The organism is Peribacillus sp. S4, assembly GCF_046715815.1.
In the GTDB taxonomy this organism is placed as follows: Bacteria; Bacillota; Bacilli; order Bacillales; family DSM-1321; genus Peribacillus; species Peribacillus frigoritolerans.
Genome location: NZ_CP175708.1, coordinates 1395610 through 1418729 on the forward strand (window position 1 = coordinate 1395610; position 23120 = coordinate 1418729).

The 23120-nt window shown below is 40.9% G+C and carries 23 protein-coding genes and 2 pseudogenes; 19 read left to right on the plus strand and 6 right to left on the minus strand.

The window, feature by feature from the left end:
* Positions 1-8: 8 nt before the first annotated feature.
* The 15 genes from ACJ9PY_RS06715 to ACJ9PY_RS06785 all read left to right on the plus strand — a co-directional run bounded on the left by ACJ9PY_RS06715 (position 9) and on the right by ACJ9PY_RS06785 (position 14311).
* Positions 9-422, plus strand: a complete 414-nt coding sequence (locus tag ACJ9PY_RS06715; protein ID WP_057278932.1) for a MerR family transcriptional regulator — start codon at positions 9-11, stop codon at positions 420-422.
* Positions 423-668: 246 nt separating this feature from the next.
* Positions 669-2183, plus strand: a complete 1515-nt coding sequence (locus ACJ9PY_RS06720; RefSeq protein WP_411739685.1) for a carboxylesterase/lipase family protein — start codon at positions 669-671, stop codon at positions 2181-2183.
* 10 nt (positions 2184-2193) lie between these two features.
* Positions 2194-2559 (plus strand): hypothetical protein, encoded by a 366-nt coding sequence (locus ACJ9PY_RS06725; protein ID WP_411740246.1) that lies wholly within the window; start codon positions 2194-2196, stop codon positions 2557-2559.
* A gap of 14 nt (positions 2560-2573) precedes the next feature.
* Positions 2574-3923: an amino acid permease gene (locus tag ACJ9PY_RS06730; RefSeq protein WP_057278934.1), complete on the plus strand. Its 1350-nt coding sequence runs from the start codon at positions 2574-2576 to the stop codon at positions 3921-3923.
* 17 nt (positions 3924-3940) lie between these two features.
* Positions 3941-4786 (plus strand): tryptophan 2,3-dioxygenase, encoded by an 846-nt coding sequence (gene kynA / locus ACJ9PY_RS06735; RefSeq protein ID WP_411739686.1) that lies wholly within the window; start codon positions 3941-3943, stop codon positions 4784-4786.
* A 14-nt stretch (positions 4787-4800) separates the two neighbouring features.
* Positions 4801-5427: an arylformamidase gene (gene kynB, locus ACJ9PY_RS06740; protein ID WP_411739687.1), complete on the plus strand. Its 627-nt coding sequence runs from the start codon at positions 4801-4803 to the stop codon at positions 5425-5427.
* 16 nt (positions 5428-5443) lie between these two features.
* Entirely contained in the window at positions 5444-6097 is a 654-nt protein-coding gene (gene nadD, locus ACJ9PY_RS06745) for a nicotinate (nicotinamide) nucleotide adenylyltransferase (protein ID WP_063596417.1), read from the plus strand.
* A 266-nt stretch (positions 6098-6363) separates the two neighbouring features.
* Positions 6364-7395, plus strand: a complete 1032-nt coding sequence (locus tag ACJ9PY_RS06750) for a sulfate ABC transporter substrate-binding protein (RefSeq protein ID WP_411739688.1) — start codon at positions 6364-6366, stop codon at positions 7393-7395.
* 69 nt (positions 7396-7464) lie between these two features.
* Positions 7465-8304 carry a sulfate ABC transporter permease subunit CysT gene (gene cysT, locus ACJ9PY_RS06755; protein WP_400449540.1) on the plus strand — a complete coding sequence of 280 codons (840 nt, stop codon included), beginning with the start codon at positions 7465-7467 and terminating at the stop codon, positions 8302-8304.
* 10 nt (positions 8305-8314) lie between these two features.
* Positions 8315-9199, plus strand: a complete 885-nt coding sequence (gene cysW, locus ACJ9PY_RS06760; protein WP_095390066.1) for a sulfate ABC transporter permease subunit CysW — start codon at positions 8315-8317, stop codon at positions 9197-9199.
* A 10-nt stretch (positions 9200-9209) separates the two neighbouring features.
* The gene (locus ACJ9PY_RS06765) at positions 9210-10274 is read left to right on the plus strand and encodes a sulfate/molybdate ABC transporter ATP-binding protein (protein WP_034314325.1); all 1065 of its coding nucleotides are present in this window, start codon (positions 9210-9212) and stop codon (positions 10272-10274) included.
* 513 nt (positions 10275-10787) lie between these two features.
* A complete protein-coding gene (locus ACJ9PY_RS06770) occupies positions 10788-12179 on the plus strand; it encodes an NlpC/P60 family protein (protein ID WP_307730045.1) in 1392 nt (463 codons plus the stop codon).
* A gap of 197 nt (positions 12180-12376) precedes the next feature.
* The gene (locus ACJ9PY_RS06775; RefSeq protein ID WP_063577813.1) at positions 12377-12811 is read left to right on the plus strand and encodes a hypothetical protein; all 435 of its coding nucleotides are present in this window, start codon (positions 12377-12379) and stop codon (positions 12809-12811) included.
* Positions 12799-13098: a YxcD family protein gene (locus tag ACJ9PY_RS06780; protein WP_034314323.1), complete on the plus strand. Its 300-nt coding sequence runs from the start codon at positions 12799-12801 to the stop codon at positions 13096-13098. The genes ACJ9PY_RS06775 and ACJ9PY_RS06780 overlap by 13 nt, the downstream gene beginning before the upstream one ends.
* A 238-nt stretch (positions 13099-13336) precedes the next feature.
* On the plus strand, positions 13337-14311 hold the full coding sequence (locus ACJ9PY_RS06785; protein WP_411739689.1) for an aldose 1-epimerase: 975 nt from the start codon (positions 13337-13339) through the stop codon (positions 14309-14311).
* 39 nt (positions 14312-14350) lie between these two features.
* Here ACJ9PY_RS06785 and ACJ9PY_RS06790 read toward each other — a convergent pair whose 3' ends face one another.
* A complete protein-coding gene (locus ACJ9PY_RS06790) occupies positions 14351-15739 on the minus strand; it encodes an amino acid permease (protein ID WP_063577009.1) in 1389 nt (462 codons plus the stop codon).
* Positions 15740-16261: 522 nt separating this feature from the next.
* Between ACJ9PY_RS06790 and ACJ9PY_RS06795 the strand changes: the two genes are divergently transcribed.
* Entirely contained in the window at positions 16262-16429 is a 168-nt protein-coding gene (locus ACJ9PY_RS06795; protein WP_065311211.1) for a YezD family protein, read from the plus strand.
* A gap of 65 nt (positions 16430-16494) precedes the next feature.
* On the opposite strand, the pseudogene ACJ9PY_RS06800 reads toward ACJ9PY_RS06795, so the two are convergent.
* A pseudogene (locus ACJ9PY_RS06800) lies at positions 16495-16686 on the minus strand (IS5/IS1182 family transposase); the annotation flags it as partial.
* 388 nt (positions 16687-17074) lie between these two features.
* Between ACJ9PY_RS06800 and ACJ9PY_RS06805 the strand changes: the two are divergent.
* Together ACJ9PY_RS06805 and ACJ9PY_RS06810 are read left to right on the plus strand one after the other, a co-directional pair.
* The gene (locus ACJ9PY_RS06805; RefSeq protein WP_048687307.1) at positions 17075-17860 is read left to right on the plus strand and encodes a serine hydrolase; all 786 of its coding nucleotides are present in this window, start codon (positions 17075-17077) and stop codon (positions 17858-17860) included.
* A gap of 119 nt (positions 17861-17979) precedes the next feature.
* Positions 17980-18561, plus strand: a pseudogene (locus ACJ9PY_RS06810) (YdcF family protein).
* Positions 18562-18593: 32 nt separating this feature from the next.
* On the opposite strand, the gene ACJ9PY_RS06815 reads toward ACJ9PY_RS06810, so the two are convergent.
* Complete coding sequence (locus ACJ9PY_RS06815; RefSeq protein ID WP_048687304.1) at positions 18594-18854, minus strand: hypothetical protein; 261 nt, start codon at positions 18852-18854, stop codon at positions 18594-18596.
* 288 nt (positions 18855-19142) lie between these two features.
* On the opposite strand from ACJ9PY_RS06815, the gene cspC reads away from it, so the two are divergent.
* Positions 19143-19343, plus strand: a complete 201-nt coding sequence (gene cspC, locus ACJ9PY_RS06820) for a cold shock protein CspC (RefSeq protein WP_034314312.1) — start codon at positions 19143-19145, stop codon at positions 19341-19343.
* A gap of 124 nt (positions 19344-19467) precedes the next feature.
* Here cspC and ACJ9PY_RS06825 read toward each other — a convergent pair whose 3' ends face one another.
* The 3 genes from ACJ9PY_RS06825 to ACJ9PY_RS06835 form a co-directional block, all read right to left on the minus strand.
* Positions 19468-19635, minus strand: a complete 168-nt coding sequence (locus ACJ9PY_RS06825) for a hypothetical protein (protein ID WP_164468809.1) — start codon at positions 19633-19635, stop codon at positions 19468-19470.
* A gap of 369 nt (positions 19636-20004) precedes the next feature.
* Positions 20005-21237 carry an aminopeptidase gene (locus ACJ9PY_RS06830; RefSeq protein WP_098864395.1) on the minus strand — a complete coding sequence of 411 codons (1233 nt, stop codon included), beginning with the start codon at positions 21235-21237 and terminating at the stop codon, positions 20005-20007.
* A 294-nt stretch (positions 21238-21531) separates the two neighbouring features.
* Complete coding sequence (locus ACJ9PY_RS06835) at positions 21532-23019, minus strand: aldehyde dehydrogenase family protein (protein ID WP_034314306.1); 1488 nt, start codon at positions 23017-23019, stop codon at positions 21532-21534.
* Positions 23020-23120 lie beyond the last annotated feature (101 nt).

Sequence of the window (23120 nt, forward strand, 5' to 3'; positions counted from 1 at the left end):
CTATCTGGATGAATGTATATCGGATTGGCCAGCTTGCTGAACTTGCGAATGTTTCGAGAAGAACCATTGACTATTACACACAATTAGGAATGCTGAACTATGAAAAAACGGGGTCAAGATATCGGTATTACACAGAAGATGCTTTAAATCGTCTTCAAATGATTAATCGGTTTAAAGAACAGAATATGCCTTTGACTGAAATCAAGGAACGGTTACAAGTCTTGTCTGAAACCACTGTTGATTCTGAGCAGGTGCTCTTGATGGTGGACAAGCTATCTACAGACCTTAGAGGACTGGAGAATGAATTGCTGGAATTAAAGCCTTTATTGGAACAGCTCGATGAACAGCAATTAACATATGCTGCACAGCAGCTTTCCGTTCGGGGCAGCTCTTTATTGAGTATCCTTGCCATGCTTGCCTAAGATTTTTGCCGAGTTCAACAAAAAAAGACCTGATTGGGTCTTTTTTTTGTTGAACGGGTCAATGAAAACCATTATTTAAAATAACAATTCAAACTCCTGAGTATAACCGGAGCTTTATATACGATAGCATTCCTTTATTTTGGCTGAACTGACAATATAGATCTTTTTTCGATAAAGATGAAGGATATAAGGGAATGGAAAAAGAAGAACTTACATATCTACTACTATATGAAGAGGTGATTGGGAATGATTGGATCAATAGTTACGACGGTAAAAGGACATCTTCAAGGTACTATGGAAAACGATATATGCGTTTGGCGTGGAGTCAGGTATGCGAAAGCGCCGATTGATGGACTGCGTTTCCGTTCTCCGGAGCCAGTTGATAATTGGAGCGGTGTCATGGACGCAGTGGATTTTGGTCCCGTTCCCCCGCAGCCGATGGATCGTGCGGTAAGAACAGGGATGAGCACAAATGAAAAAATGGATGAGGATTGCTTGTTCCTGAATATTTGGTCGCCTAGAGCTGATGATAAAAAACGCCCGGTCATGGTATGGATTCCTGGGGGAGCATATATAACGGGAGCTGGATCCCTTGATATGTACAATGGACACTTACTTTCTAAAAATGGAGATGTAGTCGTGGTAAGCATCAACTATAGGCTGGGGGCACTGGGATATCTGGATTTTACCGAGTTGGCAGGTGAAGGGGAAATATTTGAAAACAATTTAGGTTTACGTGACCAAGTTGCTTCTTTGAAATGGGTTAAAGAAAATATAGAAGCTTTTGGCGGCGACCCTGATAATGTTACGATATTTGGTGAATCAGCTGGTGGTAATGCGGTGACGACTTTACTTACTGTACCTTCAGCAAGGGGTCTTTTTAAGCAGGCCATTGCAGAAAGTCCTGCTCCGACATCTGTTTACGGAAAAGGATTTGCGCGCCAATTGAGTGAAAAGTTCCTTGAGATATTGGGCATTGGAAAGGGTGAAAGCCACCGGCTAAAAACCCTTCCGGTTCAAGAGATTGTCGCTGCCTCCCACCAACTTTTACAGGAAAATTCACAGGAAATGCCGGGCTCCCTAGCATTTGGACCAGTCGTTGATGGTGACTTCCTGCCCGATTATCCACTAGATTCGATTCGATCGGGAAGAACAGGGGGTATACCCTTGCTTATAGGAACAAATAGGGACGAAGCGACATTATTCGATCAGATGGCCCCCCCTCTAATCCCAACTAATACGGCGATGATTCATAAAATGTTCGAAAATACTGATCCGAAGGCGAAAGAGCGAATTACGAACGCTTATACAAACTACCCAGAAAAGGAAGCTGTACTAGGCATTGGCCGTGATGCGACTTTCCATATTCCCTCGGTTTGGTATGCGGAGGCATACAGCCGCTTTGAAAAAACATGGATGTATCGTTTTGATTATAAAACGGCGGCCATGCGCATAAGTAAATTAGGGGCGACGCATGGTATGGAAATCCCTTTTGCTTTCCAGACCTTCGACTCGGCATTCGGGAAACGGATTGTTTCATATGGTTCAAGGTCAGCTGCCCTAAAGGTATCCCATAGAATGCAGGGCCATTGGGTCAACTTTGCGAAATATGGAAACCCCAACCCCCCGGAAGGTGAAATTTGGCCGAAATATGATGAAACCAACCACTACACAATGATTTTTGATAAAAAGGATTATATTGAAAAAGATCCTGACGGAATGATAAGGTTGGCATGGGAAGGGATAGGGATTTACAAATGAAAAAAAGTGGATTGGAAGGAAGCGGGGGGGGGGGAAGGAACAAGTTCAAAAGAAATCCTTGAGGCTGACTCAATATCTTATGGATTTAATACAATTGGAATTAACGGGATATGGATTTGAAATTGGGAGCCCAAGGCATGAATCAAAAAGGGGCGGTCATATCATCCTTGAACATCAAGAAGCTGCGAGAATATGTAAAGCATTGAAACAAGAGGCCATCATTCCCGATTATCGTGAACCGAATATGATTCGTTTAACACCTGTCGCTCTTTATACCTCTTTTCAGGAAGTCTACGAAACTGTACAGGTACTAAAGAAGGTCATGGACGGCAATTTATATGAAAACTATGAAAATAAAAGGGGAATCATTGCCTAGAATGGGAGCAACATATGGAGAAAAGTAAGCTTCAACGTGAATTATCATCGAATCAAATCACTATGATAGCCATGGGGTGTGCAATTGGCACCGGGTTATTTTTGGGCAGCGGCCTTGCGATTTCAACGGCTGGTCCAAGTGTACTTATCAGCTATGCAATAGGTGCATTCATTGTCCTTCTGCTGATGGGATGTTTGGCGGAAATGACTGTAGCCCATCCAACATCGGGATCCTTTGGAACCATTGCGGAAAAATATATAAGTCCATTTGCGGGTTTTGTTGTGAGGTATTCCTATTGGATAGCGAATGTTCTTGCCATTGGTGTCGAAGTGAGTGCCATCGCTGTTTATATGAAATATTGGTTTCCGGCTGTGCCTGGGAGCATTTGGATTGTCCTTTTTGCTGCACTGCTAATCTATGTAAATGCGACGAGTGTCAATACATTCGGCAATTTTGAGTATGTATTTTCAATGATCAAGATAAGCGCCATTGTCATATTCATTCTACTGGGGGCCTATGTGGTGATTGGCGCCGAACCTTCAAGCGGGATCGGTGTAGAGAACTATGCCAGTGATGGAGGTTTTATGCCTTTCGGATTTTGGGGGCTCTGGGTCGCCATATTCATTTCGCTCTTCAGCTTTTTAGGAACTGAGCTGATTGCGGTGACGGCGGGGGAAGCAAAGGACCCGGATATAGCCGTACCTAAAGCTTTGAAGGCAACTGTCTTCAGGCTTGCCACTTTTTATGTACTGACTATCGGGATCATGTTAATGATTGTTCCCTGGCAAGCTGCCGGTATTGATAAGAGCCCATTTGTCAAGGTAATGGAAATCCTGAATGTTCCCGGGGCATCTGGGATAATGAATTTCATTATTTTAACCGCTGCTTTATCTGCAATGAATAGTCAATTATATGCCTCCACCAGAATGATATTTTCATTATCCGAGCAACATCAGGCTCCAGCCCTATTTCAAAAAGTGAGCAGGAAAGGTGTCCCGCTAAGGGCCCTTCTCATATCCACTTTAGGAATATTTCTTGCTGCAGGAGTAAAAGTCCTGCTTCCGGATACTTCATATGCATTCATGATGGGGATATCGATGTTCGGAGCCATTCTAACCTGGTTCATGGTGTTTATTTCCCATTTGTATTTCAGGAAGAGGTGGGAGAAATCAGGGGGCCGCAAATTACCGGTTAAAATGTATGGATTTCCATATCTAACGATTCTGGGTGCATTTCTTTTGTTTGCTTTGACGGTATCCACCTGGTTCACTGGCCCATTTAAAATCGTACTCCAGTTCGGGGTTCCTTGGCTGATCTTTCTTTGCATCGTTTACTTATTGATGTCGAAATTCAAAAGAAAGTAAAGGGAAAGAGGGATGGTATGGATAAGGATCCAAGGGATGAACATCGTTTGGAAGAAAATATGGTAACTGATTTTGAAAAAGATATGTCCTATGGGGACTATCTGCATTTAAATCAAATTTTATCAAGTCAGCATCGGCTTTCCGGCCATCACGATGAAATGCTGTTCATCATCATTCATCAAACAAGTGAATTATGGATGAAATTGATCCTCCATGAATTGACTGCGGCAACTGATCATATTGTGGCAGGACATTTGGAGCCGTCCTTTAAGATGCTATCCAGAGTGGCCAGAATTCAACAGCAACTAGTTCAATCCTGGAATGTGCTTTCGACATTGACGCCATCCGATTATATGGAATTCCGGGAGAAACTAGGAAACTCTTCAGGGTTTCAATCATTTCAGAACAGGTTGATAGAATTTGCGATGGGTCAAAAGAATTCGCAAATATTGGCCGTTTTCCGTCATCAGCCCGAGCTTTATGAGTCGATGATGGCAGCCTTGAATAAACCTAGTATTTATGATGCGGCTATAGGGGCTTTGGCTGCAAGGGGACTTCCCATTGATCAATCGGTATTGAACAGGGACTGGTCTGTCATTTATCAGGAAAATGCAAGTGTTGAAAGCGCGTGGCTGACCGTTTACCGTGATGTGCATAACTACTGGGATTTGTATGAGCTGGCCGAAAAACTCGTTGATATTGGTAGTCAACAACAATTCTGGAGGTTCAATCATATGAGCACCGTAGAACGTATCATCGGCAATAAAAAGGGAACTGGCGGATCGTCCGGTGTAAGTTATCTGAAGAAAGTGGTCGAACAGCCATTTTTTTCTGAACTTTGGACATTAAGGACCAAACTGTAAGGAGGGGTGAACACATGAATCAATGGTTAGATATTTCTCAGCGCCTCAATGAAAATACGCCATATTGGCCAGGAGATACGCAATATTCATATCGGCTGAATCCATCAATGGCTGAAGGGTCTTCCGTCAATGTAGGGGAAATCCGGATGAGTACACATTTAGGAACTCATATTGATGCTCCCTATCATTTTGATGAGAATGGAAAAAAAATCATCGAACTCGATCTTGATTTATATATTGGCACTGCTACTGTAATAAAGGTGGATTCAGCTGAAAGCATGGGCATTAAAGCTTTTGAAGGCATCGAATTGACAGGGGTCCGGAGGTTGTTGGTGGCAACAGGTCAATGGAAGGACCTTAGCGGTTTTCCGGAATGGATTCCACCGGTTGAACCAGATTTAGCTCCCTTCCTTGCAAATAAAGGGGTTAGGCTCCTTGGGCTTGATTTACCTTCAGTCGACTGTCTCGACAGCAAAGAATTACCTGCCCACAATAAACTGTCAGGCTGTGGAATTCATATACTCGAAGGGCTGGTCCTTGATGGACTGGAGCCTGGGCTGTACGATTTGGCTGCATTGCCGCTGGCATTGGAAGCAGGGGACGGGAGCCCGGTCAGGGCCGTGGTGAAGAAGAAAGGCTGATGAGGGGGATAAAATGATGGGTAAAATTGGGGTTTACGGATCTTCCTTCGATCCGGTCACGAATGTGCATTTATGGACAGCATCCACCATTGCGCATCGTGCTAAGCTGGACAAGGTGATTTTTTTACCTTGCGCAAATGGCCGTATCGATAAACAGATGAAAACAAGCAATGAACACCGTTGGCAAATGCTCGAGCTGGCAATAGGGGGCAACCCGATATTCGAAGTCAGTGATTATGAAATTAATGAACGTGCCGGAACGAGTAAACAATATACTTGGTATACGATGGAATATTTTAAATCTCGATTTCCAAAAGACGAAGTTTACTTCATAATGGGTGCAGATTTACTTGAAGATATTGATAATCAGGAGCTGCCGGTACACTTACGATGGAAATTCAGGGAAAAATTGATTGCCAATCATAAATTCATCGTCATGGCCCGTGATGGAATCGATATGCTGAAAATCATATCCAAAAGTCCATTGCTAAGGAATTATGATGATGGCAATACATTTCACCTTATTGATAAAGGCCTTTCCATGGAAATCAGTTCTACATATATAAGGGATGAATTTGCAATGGGCGGGGAACCACGATATTTACTGCCCGATCAGTGTTATCAGTATATCGTGGAAAATAAGCTTTATCAAAAATCATCAAATTCATAATTGTTGGCAAGGTATTAAAAAGGGCTCGATCTCCCGGTGGATCGAGCCCTTTTCGTATAGGGAATTTTTCAACCTGCAAAATGTGAATGAATTTAATTAAAGGGACATGCAATACCTAGTTGACAACTTGGTAAACTTTACTTTATGGTAAGGATATACAAAAATCAAAATAATTGCTGATCAGAGAACTGAAGGCATACTATCTCCCGAAAAATAATTGAAGGGAAATAGAATGCCTTTTTTGCTGTAAAAAGAGGGGGAAGCTCATGAAAAAGTTGATGTTATTGACAAGTTTGATTTTAGCCTTCGGTGTACTTGCTGGATGCAACTCGGAAAATACGAAAGGGGACGGAACATCGAAGTCAGTAGAGCTTTTGAATGTGTCGTATGATCCGACAAGGGAATTGTACCAGGAATTCAATGAAGCGTTCGTGAAGCACTGGAAAGAAGAATCAGGTCAGGATGTAACGATACAACAATCACATGGCGGATCTGGTAAACAGGGCAGGGCTGTCATTGACGGATTGGAGGCGGATGTCGTTACATTGGCATTGGCTTATGATATTGATGCCATTTATGAAGCTAGTAACCTATTAGCGAAGGATTGGCAAAAACGCTTACCGGATAACTCGACACCATATACATCAACGATTGTGTTTTTGGTGAAAAAGGATAACCCTAAAGGCATTAAAGATTGGGATGATCTGATTAAAAAGGATGTATCCGTCATTACGCCAAACCCAAAGACAAGCGGAGGGGCAAGGTGGAATTACCTGGCTGCCTGGGCTTATGCGGAGAAAAATTTCGATAATGACGAAACAAAAGTGAAGGATTTCATGAAAAAACTTTATCAGAATGTTGAAGTCCTGGATTCAGGGGCCCGCGGTGCAACGACCACTTTTGTGGAAAGGGGAATCGGTGACGTACTGATCGCTTGGGAGAATGAAGCCTATTTAACACTGGAAGAATTCGGTGATGACAAATATGAAATCGTCAACCCTTCAATCAGTATATTAGCAGAGCCACCGGTAGCTGTTATCGATGAAGTGGTCGAGAAAAAAGGAACAAAGGAAGTGGCCGAAGCCTACCTGAAATATCTGTATACGGATGCCGGTCAGGAAATTGCCGCGAAAAACTTCTATCGTCCAAGGGATGAGAAGGTCCTCGCTGAATATGGAGACCAATTTGCCAATATCGATATGGTGACTGTTGATGATATATTTGGCGGTTGGAAAAAAGCCCAGGAAACACATTTTAATGATGGCGGCACATTTGACGAGATTTACCAACAGCAGTAAGCATGAAGGAGAAGGTGTGGCTTTAACATCTTCTCCTTCATAAATCAGAAAAAGGGTTGAGGCGAAGCGATGAATATAGTGACTGAAGGTAAACAGACGAAAAAGAGGACCATACCCGGTTTTGGATTGACGATGGGTTTTACGCTGCTGTATCTCACCATCATCGTTTTGATCCCGTTATCGATGGTTTTTCTAAACACATTTTCAATGGGGTTCCAGGATTTTTGGGCGACCATAACTGAACCGAGGGTTCTCGCTTCTTATAAATTGAGTTTCTTGACAGCGTTAACTGCGGCCTTTGTTAACGCAGTTTTTGGTGTATTGATTGCCTGGGTGCTTACTCGTTATGAGTTTCCCGGCAAAAGGATCATCGATGGACTGGTTGATTTGCCTTTTGCCCTCCCGACTGCCGTTGCAGGAATCACGTTGACCACCTTGTATTCACCTAACGGATGGATCGGGCAATTTTTCAGCTTTAAAGTCGCTTTCACTCCCGCAGGGATCATCATCGCCCTTATATTTATCGGTCTGCCATTCGTGGTGCGGATGGTTCAACCGGTGCTTGAAAATATCGAAAAAGGGATGGAAGAAGCATCTGCCTCTTTAGGGGCGAATCGAATGCAGACATTCATTAAAATCATCTTCCCGGAATTGATTCCAGCGATATTGACGGGTTTTGCCCTTTCTTTTGCGAGGGCACTTGGAGAGTATGGATCCGTTGTCTTCATTGCCGGAAATATGCCATTTAAAACGGAAATTTCCCCGCTGATCATCATGACAAAGCTTGAACAGTATGATTATGAAGGTGCAACAGCTGTTGCAGCCGTCATGCTCATTATTACATTTTTAATTTTGTTGACCATCAATATCTTACAATGGTGGACCGGCAAAAGATATTCAGGGAAGTAGGGGGGATATGATGGAACATGATCATTCAGTGGTTGCAAAAGCGAATCACCCAGTCATTATTACGAGAAACGCAACTAAAGAGCCTAAATCCATACAGTGGATCCTCATTTCCATTGTATTGCTATTTCTCACTTTGTTTTTAGTAGTCCCATTAATCGCAATCTTTGTAAAAGCCTTTGAAAAAGGTGCCGAAGCTTATTTTGCGGCCATCGCCCATCCTGATGCCGTGGCTGCGATTAAGTTAACATTGATCGTTGTCCTCATCACCTTGCCGCTCAATGCCATATTTGGAGTGGTTGCTGCGTGGACGATAACAAAATATGATTTCAAGGGAAAAAACTTCTTAATAACATTGATAGATTTGCCTTTTTCCGTTTCACCGGTCATTGCCGGGTTGATTTTTGTCCTTCTGTTCGGCTTACATGGAACACTTGGTCCACTGCTGCAATCACTTGACATTAAAGTGATCTTTTCAATACCAGGGATTGTCATCGCCTCCATTTTCATTACCTTCCCATTCATTGCGCGCGAATTGATCCCGCTCATGCAAAGTCAGGGGACGTCTGAAGAAGAGGCCTCACTCACGCTGGGTGCGGGAGGGTTCAAGACATTTTGGTATGTGACGCTTCCCAATATAAAATGGGGACTTTTATATGGAATCATCCTTTGTAATGCCAGAATAATTGGGGAGTTTGGAGCTGTATCGGTCGTATCAGGCCATATACGGGGCATGACCAATACGATGCCGCTTCATATTGAAATCTTATACAATGAATATCAATTTTCGGCCGCTTTTGCGGTTGCATCCCTGATGTCCATCTTTGCAATCATAACGTTGATCATTAAAAGCTTCATAGAATGGAAAACGGACTTTAAATCGACCAAAGCGAGATAGGAGGAATGAAATGAGTATCATCATTGAAAATGTTACAAAATATTACGGGTCCTATCAAGCACTCCAAAACATCGATCTGGAAATAAAGAGCGGTGAACTCGTAGCCCTGCTTGGCCCTTCCGGATCGGGAAAAACGTCATTACTGCGTATCATCGCAGGCCTTGAACAGGCTGAGAACGGAAAAATCCTTTTTAATGAAGAGAATTACACGCATAAGCATGTAAAAGATCGAAATGTGGGTTTCGTCTTTCAGCATTATGCCCTTTTTCGTAATATGACCATTTTTGATAATATCGCCTATGGATTAAAGGTTCGCCCAAGAAAAACAAGGCCCAGTAAAGAAGTTATCGAACAAAAGGTTACCGAATTGCTTCAACTCGTCAAGCTGGAAGGATATAAAGATCGTTATCCATCGCAATTATCAGGCGGCCAGCGCCAGCGTGTCGCATTGGCAAGGGCACTTGCCGTTGAACCGAATATCCTCTTGCTTGATGAACCATTCGGGGCATTGGATGCCAAGGTGCGCAAAGAACTTCGTCGTTGGCTAAGAAGACTTCATGATGAATTCAATGTTACGAGCGTGTTCGTGACTCATGATCAAGAAGAGGCGATGGATGTTGCTGATCGGGTCGTAATCATGAATGAAGGGAAAATTGAACAGATTGGAACCCCGGAAGAAGTATATGATCACCCTGAAAATCCCTTTGTTTATGATTTTCTAGGCAGTGTCAATCTATTCAAGGGCAACGTGCATAAAGGGAAATTGGTTACTGGCAATGTAGAAATGAATGCCCCGGGCAGTGAAGATGGAGCGGGCACTGGTTATGTAAGGGCCCATAACTTTATCATAGAAAGAGAACCAGCGGAAAAGGATTCGATCGCATCCATAGTTGACCACATCCATACAATTGGCCCCATCGTCCGGATAGAAGTCATTCGTCAGGATACAAACGAACCGCTGGAAATCGAACTGACGAAAGAACAATATTTGAATCTGGAAATAAGCAAAGGGGAAAGGGTATTCGTCCGACCGAAAGAATTGAAAGTTTTTGTCGACTTTATGGCTGGAATTTAAGAGTGGGTCGAATCTTGACGAAAAAACCGCTGAAAGCGGTTTTTTTTAATAGACTTTCAGAAAACCTTCCTCCATGATTGGTAAATGAGCTGAAATCTGTTCCAAAAGGGCTACCGTGCCTTCACAGGTGGTGAGTTTTTGTCTGCCAATAGTCCATGGTCCCTTGGTGCTAAACACTAGATAGAAAGTCTTGCATCGAAATGTGAAGGTGATTATGTAAGATATTGGATGTTTTATCACGTGAAAAAGTCGAATCTTTATGTTTAATGTTAAAATTGAAATATAATTGTAATATTGTTATTACGTATTTGACAAAATCTGATGATATACTACGACTTAGATGAAAACATAGTAGAGTTTAAGAAATGTATTTAATATTATCTCAACCTTAGAAGATTACATAAAGAGTAAAAAAAATAGAGAAGAGTTCCCAGCAAATTGTTTTGACTAATCATTTTTCATAGAGAAAAAGAAGTGGGTCGATGGAAATGCAAGGGGAGGAAAGCAGGGGAAATGAGTTTGAAGAAAAAACTTATCGTATTGAACACGACAATTATGCTTGGATTAGGAAGCGCTTTTGCCATACCGTCTGTAAAAGCTGAATCTATCACGGATATTCAATCGCAACGTACTGGAATACAATCAGATATTTCAGAGGCAGAACAAGTTATTCAGCAATTGAAAAAAGAACAATCGAAAATGAATGCCCAAATTGCCCAGATCGAATCGGCAATGAAAGAAAATGACCAAAAAATCAAAGATACTAAACAAGAAATTAATGACACCGAAAAAGACATAGAATCTTTAAAGAAAGAAATTAAAGCGTTGGAAGAAAGAATCGCAAAACGCGAGGAAGTCTTGAAAGAGCGCGCACTTTCTTTCCAAGAGAGCGGCGGGGACGTTGAGTACCTAGAAGTTGTTTTAGGTTCTAAAAGCTTTGGTGAATTCGTTAATCGTGTTGGGGCGGTAGCCACTATCGTGGAAGCTGACCAACAGATTCTTAGCGAGCAGGAAGCGGATAAAGCTGACTTAGAGAAAAAACAAGCGACCGTTGAGAAGAAATTGCAAAGCCTTAAGGATATGGAAGTAGAGCTTAAAGGCATGCAATCTCAAATTGAAGATCAAAAAGCTGAAACTGTCAACATGAAGGCTAAGATCGAAAAGAAAGAATCGGAAACAGAAGCGCTTAAACAATCTTTAGAGAATAAAGATGCTGGTCTAGAAGCACAAATAGCTTCTATTCGTGAAAATATCAAAAAAGAGGAAGAACGTAAAGCATCGGAAAAAGCAGATCTTGACCGTGCTGCTGAAGAAGTGAATTCTTCAAATGCTTCCAGTGAAGGATCTTCAAGTTCTTCTAGCGAAGAATCATCAAGTTCGTCTAAAGGAGAGGCTTCTGTAAAAAGTTCTTCTAAAGCTGAATCATCTTCAAATTCATCTAAAAACAGTTCTGATAAACCTGCGGCAGCTAGTAAGCCTGCAGCCAGTAAAACCGTAACATCTAGCAAGCCAAGCAGTGCAAATACAGGCTCTGCCATTACTGCAGGTTATAAATATATCGGTAACTCCACATATAAATTTGGTGGCGGAAGAACGGCATCCGATATTGCTAACGGTCTTTTCGATTGTTCAGCATTCGTTGCATGGGCTTATAAACAAGCTGGTGTGAACCTTCCAGCCAGTACGGATGCATTGAAAAATGCGGGACGTCAAGTATCTGATAGTCAAAAACAACCTGGAGATTTAGTATTTTTCAATACCTATAAAACGGATGGGCATGTCGGGATTTATGTCGGCGGCGGCAAGTTTATCGGTTCCCAAAGTTCAACAGGTGTTGCAATTGCCAATATGGATAGTGGATATTGGGCAGGTGTATACAACGGCCGTGTCGTTCGTGTAAACTAATAGTTCAATAATAAGCAGGGGAGAAAATGCCCCTGCTTATTTTTTTTTAAAAAAAGTCAAAAAAAATGAAACTTATTTTGATATTCAACGTAAATACTATAAGATAAAATAAGGATAGGTGATGTGGACTTTCAGTAATCTGGGTAAAGATATAATGAAACAACATTCCATACTATTAAACGGAGGCAAAAAACATGATGAAAAAATTTATGGCTGCATTACTTACAATTACACTAGCATTCTCGCCAGTCGGCACTTATGTATTCCAGGATCATACGGAGTCAGTCGATGCAAGGGGTTACAAGTCCGGAAAAAGAAGCTTTAACAGCAACAACAATAATAATTCGAATTTCCAAAATAAACAAACGAAGAAATCCGATGCCACTACTGCCAATAAAGCCAAGAGTGGAAACACATTCGCAAAAGGCGGCTTAATGAAAGGACTTATGCTAGGAGGATTGGCAGGTTTACTTTTTGGTAGCCTATTTGCCAATATGGGAGCCCTTGGTTCTATACTTGGTCTATTAATCAACGTGATGGCGGTTGTAGTATTAATCGTTGTAATCCGTAAAATATTCACATATTTCAAAGATAAGAAGAAGAAAGAAGATCCAAACCCATGGAGAGGCTAAAGATTTCCGAACAAGATATCATCAATGCGGTTTGTGTTTACATTGCCCGTAAAAAGCAGGTACAACCTAATGAGGTGGAAGTGGAGTTAATGTATGATGATGATTATGGCTTTTCGGCGGAAGCGTTTGTCGATGGCCGGAAACAAGTGTTAATCACCATCAACTTGATAGAAGCGCTTCGTTTATGGCTGGATGAATATATGAATAAAGATCCATACTCAGGTATTGAACTTGTTTTGGATGATGATGAAGGTATAGTGGCTTTGGTAAGTGAAAGTAATAGATGAGTAAAAAAGGATGCCGTAACGGCATCTTTTTTTTATTTGAAAAGTTACAAGTCGTCCGGAAGAAGGAAAGGGAAAAAAAGAAAATAGAAAAATAGCAAAGTAAATTAAGCAAAATCCTCGATTATATATACTATTTCAAACTTAGAAAGAGTAAGGACGAAATATATTTTCCATTTGTTGCAATAAATGGTCCGTGGAAGTAGGATGGATATATGTTCAAGTCAAAGGAGGAGAAAAAGTGAAAGGGTATATAGAAGATATCACTTTTTTAAATGAAAAGGCCATTAAGTTCGGTAATGAAAAAGTGGAAGCGATCCTTGTACCATCTTTAGGAAACAATCTGCTTTCATTGAAATACAAGCATAAGGATATTGAGTTGCTGCGAACTCCGGATAGTGTGGAGGAGTATAAAAAAGCTTCCATTTTATACGGAATGCCAATCCTGTTTCCTCCTAATCGAATAGAAGATGGTCAATTTACATATAAGGGGACTTCGTATAAGTTTCCAATCAATGAAATGGAAAAATCCAATCATATTCATGGGTTTTTGCATGACATGCCGTGGAAAGTCCGCAAAAAGGAAGTGAACGGGAAAGAAATCGTGATTAATACTGAATTCTCAAGCAGTGATTTTGATCTAAAAGGTAGCTTTCCACAAGATATCACTGTGAATATGTCTTTATCTTTAAGGGATGAAACATTGGAAATACAATTGGAAATCACCAACAAGGGCATTGAACCATTTCCGTGGGGAGCAGGTTATCATACTGTATTCAATTTTCCATTTGGACCAGTGAGTAAATGGGAGGATTGCAGAATATCTCTTCCCGTCAATAAACATTGGGAGTTGAATGAAAGATCATTGCCCACAGGTGCAATACATGAAACTGCCAATACATTGGAAATCCAAAACGGTATTAGCTTGGACGGCCGGCAATTTGATGACTTATTTGGCTATGATAAGGAAAGAAATCCGGAAAACGAGTGCATTCTCACTGATCAAGAGGCTGGCATACAAGTCATCTATCAAGGCGATCAACATTTTAAGTTTTGGGTATTGTTCAATCAGGAAGGGTTCGTCTGTCCTGAACCATATACTTGGGTAACGAATGCTCCTAATTTGGATTTGCCTGCAAAATTGACTGGATTGAGGGAGTTATGCTCAGGGGAAACGGTACAGCTGAAAACCAGATTGATTGTGAAAGATATATAAAAAACACCTAGGCATTTAAAAATGCCTAGGTGTTTAAGGTTATGCTTTTTTTCTCATCCAGAGTGGGTATAGGATGATTCCGAATACATATAAGGCTATGCCTAGTATGAATGTATTCATATCCGCTGTACCTGTCTTGATGACCCAGATCGAGTAGATTAACGCCAAGATTGTAATAATGCCATCACGTACCCTTGAGCCTTTCATGATGTCATAGGTTTCCCCGGTCATCACAAGTTTCAATTGATACAGAACGGATGCAAGGTACGGGATCAAGTAAGCGAGTGTAGCGACGATCATCGAAAATTTATAAGCCTCCAAAATCGTACCTGAAATAGTGGAGAATAAGAATATCTGTGTCATGATATTTGTTATTGTCATAGAACGGACAGGTGTGCCATTTTTGTTTGCTTTCGCAAAATAGGCCGGGAACAAATCCGATTTCGCTGCCTGGTAAGGAACTTCCGAGGCAACGACAATCCAACCGATCGTCGATCCCAATAAGGAAATGACGGCTAGAGCAGCCATTATATACGTGCCGCTTGAACCAACTACTGCTTGTAGTGCGTCAACAAGCGGTTTTTGTGATATTTTCAACTCGTCTTGTGATATGGCACCCATCGTCAATAAAGTAATGCCGATATAAATGGCAACAGCGATAAGTAAACCAAGAATCGTCGCTTTCTTTACATCATTTTGTGACTTGGCACGGTTTGAAAGCATGACGGCAGCTTCGATACCGATGAAGGCCCATAATGTTGAAATGGCAGCAGCGTTCACTTGATCACCTAGGGAGATTGCAGTTCCCGCCTTATCATAAAATTCAGCTCCGTTTCCTAGATTGGAAGTATCGAAGATGAATATCGTGATAATGATGAAAAATAAGAATCCAAGCACTTTGGTAACTGTAGCAAAAAGATTCATTTTCCCGGCACTGTTAAAACTTCTTACCAAGATTGCCTGAATCCCCCAAAGGGCAACAGAACATACCGCAAACGTTAATGTTTTACCTAGTTCAAGTTGAAACGAACCCGCTGTATAAATCACTTTTGGACTATGCATCACAGGGAAAAACGTTGAAAGGTAACCAGCAAATGAAATGATGACAGAAGCTGTCGCAGCCCAATTCGCAGCCCAATACCCCCAAGCCATGCTATACCCTGAAACCCTTCCTTTAACAGGAGATTTAAATAATGACTGAGCATAACTTTGAGGTCCAGCCTTCAAATCAGGTTTCCGGACTGCCAGGTTACCAAACACCAAAGCTATTAGAAAAACTCCTAGTCCAGTAACGATCCATGCTAATGTGGACCCTAACGGACTGGATACCTGTGCTAATTGAGCAGGGAGCATGAAAATTCCGCCGCCGACCATATTTCCAATTACGAAAGTGGTCAAAATCAATAAACCCCATTTTTTATTTACCATTTATATCGAACCTTTCTTATATACAAAGTGTGTGTTTATACCGACAACTTATACTAAAATAGTATATCTCAAATAGTTTAGTTTGGTAAAGTGGTAAATAAGTAAAATGTAAAAGGCGGACTAATCAGAAAATTTAAACACAGGATTGACAAAAGGATAAAATTGGATTATAGTAGTAAATACCAAGTTAGTTGGTAAGAATAATGTGGTTTGCCACATTAAATCGTATTTTTCTATATCATTTGCCATTCCCGAATATTGCCGATTAGTCAACTAAAGGCACCCTTACATCTAATCTGTTAGATGGCGGGTGCCTTTTATTTTTTATAGGGAAGGGAGGGAATATGGAGTTCCTATTAACTGGTTATTCTTATACGGAAAGTTAAGTGATGAGGATATGATAGGTAAACCAAGTTCCCAAGAAAACATTGAAAGTGGGAAGCGCACATGTGCTTGTCGTGCGAACCTTTTTTACATTAGGTGAAAACGAAGCTTTATTACCAGTAGTGAAGGGGAGATATTATGGAAAAGAAAGAAGAATTGAAAATCAGGCATATCATTTCAAGCTTGGAGGATCTGCAATATGGATCGGTTTTAATTACCGTACATGATGGTGAAATCACTCAAGTGGATACCACCGAGAAGAAACGATTCCCATTAGTGAAGGGCCGTGCCGTTAAAGCTAGATGAATGACAGGTATTAAGGGAGCCTTCAATATGAAGGCTCCTGTTTGTAGACTTATGGGGTTCGGAATCAGTTTAACTAAAATAACTGGATTAATACTTGGGCTTCCTACCTTCGAATACATATCTTTCACCAAATCATAAATGAAAGTGAAGTCAATGGAAGCCTGCATTTTACGAACCAAATGGTTCGCCTGCACCAGTTGATCTAAAGTAATCAATTCAAGTTGATCTCGTTGAATAGAATGATGTTTCGAAAGCATCCTCATCACCTCAAGTTTTAATAAATTTATTTTAAAACAAAAAAGATTGTAGGCAAAAGGAGTTCTATCTAAATTTTTAATAGTTGACTGGAGCGGGTGTGCGAGACTCCTGCGGGAATAGCGAGTCCAAGGGAGACCCCACAGGCCAAGTGCGCCGAGGGCGGACCGTCCGCGGAAAGCGAGTGCCTACGTTCCAATCAACGTCCAAATTTGTACAAGCAAAAAAACTGTAGACTTCAAATATGAAGGCTATTTTTTTATACAAAAATTTATTCAATTTGGAATTTCTAATAAGATTGTACTGCTTTTAACATGGTAGAATAAGTTAGGGTATAAGGGAGTTTTTTATAGGGGTTTAAATGATATCTAAGGGAGGAACAGGGAGTAGATGACCTTACAAACTATAGAACATGATATTTTGGCATTAGTTGAAACATTTAATGGGAGAATCGCATATAAAATTGAAAATGGTCTTGGGGACACGATTGGATATCACGAGAATGAATCCTTTCAATCAGCGAGTTTGATCAAAATACCAATGATCATCGAAGGTTATCGTCAAAGTGAACAAAAGAAAATCTATTTGAACCAACCAGTGACCATCCCGCCTAGTGAAGTGACTGGGGGATCTGGGGTCCTGCATGTCTTATCGAATAAGGTATTTTTGACCGTAGAGGATTTACTGACATTGATGATAACTGTTTCCGACAATACATCCACGAATATGATGATGAACCTGTTGGGCTTTGAAGAAATCAATCAATGCATCAAGGAACTTGGTTTGAAAAATACTGTCCTTGAACGGAAAATGCAGGATTTTAAGGCATTAAAAGAAGGGCGCGACAATACCATTTCGGCAGAAGATACGATTACCTGCTTAAAAGCCATACATACAGGCAACTTTTTAACGAAAGAAAGCCGGGAAAAAATATTGCATGTATTTGACAATCAGCAATTAAGGGATAAACTTCCATCTCTGATGGGCAGAGGAGTCAAGGTCGCAAGCAAAACGGGCGGAATTCGGGGAGTTGCCCATGATTGTGCAATCATTCGGTCAGAAACACAAACTGTTTATGCTGCAGTTCTTACTGAAGATATGAAATCAGAGGAAGAAAGCCGTCAAGTAATCAGTAAAATTGGAAAATTGATATATGATGATATGGTCGCAGAATAAACTGTCCGATTGAGAAGAGAGGGAAGTCTTTCATGATTTCCCTCTCTTCGATCTTAGTTATATAGGAGTTAATGGTAATGAAAGTTATATATGATAAGAAACTGAAGCGGGGAAAAAATTTGAAAAAGACGATGAAACTTTTTTATGTAATATGTGTCATTGCGGTACTTGGGTATTTTGGATTTTTGCACATGAAAATTCAGGAAAGCATTCACCAGCAAATTCCGGAAAATGCCGATTACCTCATGATTCTTGGAGCAAGGGTCAAAGGTTCGGTTCCATCATTATCCTTACAATACCGGATTGATAAAGCTGCAGAATATTTATCGGCGAATAAACATACAGTGGTCATTGTATCTGGCGGCAAATGACCGGGAGAAGATATATCGGAAGCAAAAGCAATGCAACAGGGGCTAATCGCCCAAGGAATTGAAGAAGCACGCATCATGATGGAAGACAAGTCTACAACAACTCACGAAAATATTGTTTTCTCAAAAGAGCTCATTCCTGATACAGCAACTTTAGGGTTAATCGTTAGCAATGACTTTCATATCTACCGGGCAGTCGAAATAGCAAAAAAAGAAGGCTTGGACATGAAGGGATTGCCGGCAAAGACACCAAAAGTGTCACTGTTGAAGTCATATACCCGTGAATATCTGGCAATTACCAAATACTATTTGACCGGGTTGATTGGGAGGTAACTTCGAATTCTCCTAAAAGGTGGGGTGATTCATTATTCGACTTCCACGACAACATTAGGAACTTGCCAAAAATCTTTCTCTTGATATAGCTCCTTAAGTGTCTTATAAACGGGATAACCGGTATAGGAAATCTCGACTCGATCATCAGCATCCACTTCTTCTACATCTATATCATCAACAAAACCAAGTTGATCATCGATTTCCATTAAATAATACCCGAGTGCCTCATACCCGCTATAGGCTACAATGACCTTACTGTCAAAACCGCTATTAGAAACTTTGTAATATTTCATTGAGTGTCCTCCTTGTTGATAATTCTTTAAGTGAACATCGTACTGTTTCTTATTACTCTGATATACCCATTAATTACTATCTGAATCATTAAATTGGATAAATAAAGAAAATAAGAAGGCAAAAAGAATGTGGCCATCTTTAAATTATCACTGGAAAATTTGCTATCTGCATCAATTCATGTTAATCTAATAAAGAATTGTTTTTGGTTGTGGAAGAGGATACTCGTTATTTTCCAAATGATTAAAAATAGTAATACAATGTGTGTTATGCACTAGGAGGCAACAACAATGGAACAAGGTACAGTTAAATGGTTTAATGCAGAAAAAGGTTTTGGATTTATCGAACGCGAAAACGGAGACGATGTATTCGTACATTTCTCAGCTATCCAAAGCGAAGGTTTCAAATCTTTAGACGAAGGTCAAAAAGTAACTTTCGAAGTTGAGCAAGGTGCACGTGGAGCTCAAGCTGCTAACGTTCAAAAAGCTTAATTTTAAAATTAAATCGTAACCTATATGAACAGACTTCCTCGATGGGAGTCTGTTTTTTATTGTGCAATAAAATGAAAGCAAAAAAAATCCCACTCTGACTGAGTAGGTTTTTAGTGACTTGTCATTAAGCTTTTTTAAATTCTTCTTCAAAGAAAAAAGTAGTCGGATGTTCTTTAACAGTATAAGAATATCTCTTCATGTTTTTAACATATGCCCATTTATTAATGGTTACTGATTCATTAGTATCCTGAATGGTTACTGTTTCACCAGTATTATACTTATTGCTTTTCAATTTAGCCACCCTCTTTACTAATAGTATAACATATTTGGCAATGAAAGATGTGTTCAACATATTCCAATAATACATTGCGTATAAAAAACTGACTAAGCATATGGCAATGAGCCTAATAATTTTGAATGTTGTATAGAAAAAGTTAATGGGTCATGTTTTAGGTTGAACAAGGAGTGGATGTCACAATATGGGACTAAGCGGGGGCAGGCCAAGTTATAGCGAATGAACTTACTCGAAAGCAAGGAGTCGATATTACTATGGGCTTGTCCACCTTTTTGGGCATGAAAAAACAGCCACATGTTCCCGGGTACTGCAGAAATCACGTGGCTGAAGGTTTTCAAGTGATGGAAGGGGCTTAAAGCCGGTTAATTAAAACGCCCAGTCCCCATTACGGAAGACAGGTTCTGAAGTGCCGTCCTGTTTGATGCCGTCGATGTTCATTTTCTCAGATCCAATCATGAAATCGACATGTGTAAGGCTTTCATTCAGTCCATTTTCTGCAAGTTCTTCTGGACCCATGTTTTTTCCGCCTTCAATACAGAAAGCATAGGAGCTGCCGATAGCGAGATGGTTTGATGCATTTTCATCAAATAATGTGTTGAAGAATAAAACATTCGATTGGGAAATCGGTGAGTTGAATGGAACAAGCGCGACTTCACCAAGGTAGTGTGAACCTTCATCCGTTTCAACCAATTGCTTTAGGATTTCTTCTCCTTCTTCTGCTTTTACTTCAATGATCCGTCCTTCTTTAAACGTCACGGAAAAATTATTGATGATGTTTCCGCCGTAACTAAGTGGTTTCGTACTGGAAACCGTACCGTTAACGCCTGTTTTCAATGGAACTGTAAACACTTCTTCGGTTGGCATATTAGCCATGAATTCATGCCCCTGTACGTTAACGCTTCCTGCCCCTACCCATAGATGTTTGTCGGGTAATTCGATTGTCAGGTCGGTTCCGGGAGCCGTATAATGCAATTTTTGGTAATGCTTATCATTTAAATAATCAACCTTTTCATGCAGGGTATCATCGTGTTTTTTCCAGGCTTCCACAGGATCTTTCACATCAACACGAACTGCTTTGAAAATGGCTTCCCATAGGAGGTCAACACGTTTTCCTTCTGCTTCTTCAGGGAATACTTTATCGGCCCAAGCCTTTGAAGGGACGGCAACTATGGACCAGCTCACTTTATCGGATTGCATATACTGACGCCACTTCTTCAGTGCTGTCCCGGATGCTTTTTGGTAGTTGGCAATCCTTTCAGGTTTTACACCTTTTAATAAGTCAGGGCTGGAGGAGATGACGGAAAGATAAGCAGCTCCGTTTTCTGCGAGTTCAATCGTTTCTTCTGCGCGCCACTTTGGATATTCGTGGAACACTTCATCTGGAGCCAATTCATATTTGGTACGTGAAACGATATCGTCATTCCAATTAACGATGACATTGCGCGCACCGTTCTCATATGCCTTTTTTACAATGAGACGCACAAGGTCAGCACCCTCTAATGTTGTGTTTACGACCAAGGTTTGATCTTGTTGGATGTTTACGCCGACTTTTACGGCAAGTTCTGCATATTTTTCTAAATTCGTTTGAAAATCACTCATCATTTAAAACTCCTCTTTTCCATTTTCTACATTTTTAATTGTACTTTTTGTCATATAAAAAAGAAACTATTTACATCGTTTGTGAAAACTACTCGTATACGAAGGAGTTCATTATAACCGGCAGGGAGCTGCTCCAGCAGCTATTTTGTCTATCTTGCATTTTACCAAAACTAAAGAAGGAAAGACTATTGAAAAGGTTTGAATAGTTGAATAATTTGATGATTTGGTGCAGTGAATCAATGGACTGAAAGAAAGAGGGCCTCTTTGAGACCCTCTTTCTTAATAGTCAGTAAATCATTTACCCAAATTAATCCAGACACTTTTCACTTCCGAATAGTTGTCCAGTGCATAAGATCCCATTTCACGTCCGATTCCGGATTGTTTGTAGCCGCCGAACGGAGAAGCTGCGTCGAACGCGTTATAACAGTTCACCCATACGGTACCGGCACGGAGTTTTCCTGCAACATAATGGGCATTGGCTATATCGCTTGTCCATAAGCCGGCAGCCAAACCATATTCACTGGCATTTGCACGGTTAATGACATCATCTAAATCCTCGAATGGCATTGCCGCTATGACCGGTCCGAAAATCTCTTCTTTAGCAATCGTCATATCCTCTTCAACACCAGCGAATATAGTAGGAGAAACAAAGTAGCCCTGTTCACCCGGTTTATTTCCGCCGACAAGAACTTCCGCACCCTCGTTTTTCCCTTTTTCAATATAGCCCATTACCCGATTTTGCTGCTCCTCGGAAACAAGCGGCCCAATTTGGGTACTTGGATCCAGGCCTATCCCTTGTTTGATGTTTTTTGCATGGCTAGCCATATCGGCAACAACATTATCATAATGTTTCTTTTGGATATAAACCCTTGAACCGGCACAGCATACCTGGCCTTGGTTAAACATGACCCCATTCAAAGCTCCAGGGATGGCTTTTGAGAAATCCGCATCAGGCAGGATGATGTTTGGCGATTTCCCTCCAAGTTCCAATGTGACCCGTTTCAATGAATATGAAGCGGAACGCATGATCAATTTTCCAACTTCGGTCGAGCCGGTAAATGCGATTTTATTTACTTGCGGGTGGTCGACAAGCGCTTGTCCAGCCGTTTCACCAAAACCGGGAACGATATTGACGACCCCATCAGGAAAACCGGCTTCAGCCAATAATTCAGCCAGGTAAAGAGCGGAAAGCGGTGTTTGCTCAGCGGGCTTTAATATGACCGTACAACCTGTAGCAAGTGCCGCTCCCAGTTTCCACATCGCCATAAGAAGCGGAAAGTTCCATGGGATGATTTGGCCGACAACACCAACAGCCTCGTGTTTCGTGTAGTTAAAGTAATTTCCGCTTACCGGGATGGTCTGTCCAACAATCTTGGTGGACCAGCCAGCAAAATATCTCATATGTTCAATTGCTAAAGGAATGTCGGCATTTGTAGTTTCACTGATTGGTTTCCCATTATCCAACGTTTCCAATTGAGCAAGTTCAGTTTTATTTTCTTCCATTAAATCGGCTAGTTTATACATCAGTCTACTGCGTGCAGCTGCGCTCATTCTTGACCAAGGACCTTCATCGAATGCTTTGCGTGCAGCTTTGACGGCTAAGTCGATATCTTCTTTATCAGCTTCATAAACATCGGCAAGTTTTTGTCCTGTAGCAGGATTAGGAGTGGAGAAGGTTTTTTTTGAAGCACTTTCTACAAACTGACCATTAATATAGAGCTTTTTTGGTCCTGTTAAAAATTTTTGCAGCTTTCCACTTACTTCTAACGTTAGATTTGTCATTAATTACCCTCCTGAATAAAATGTTTATCTTGGGCAAAACATGATGACTTATTGTTAACGCTATGATTGCCAATTTTTATGATAAATGAAAAAAAGGGAAT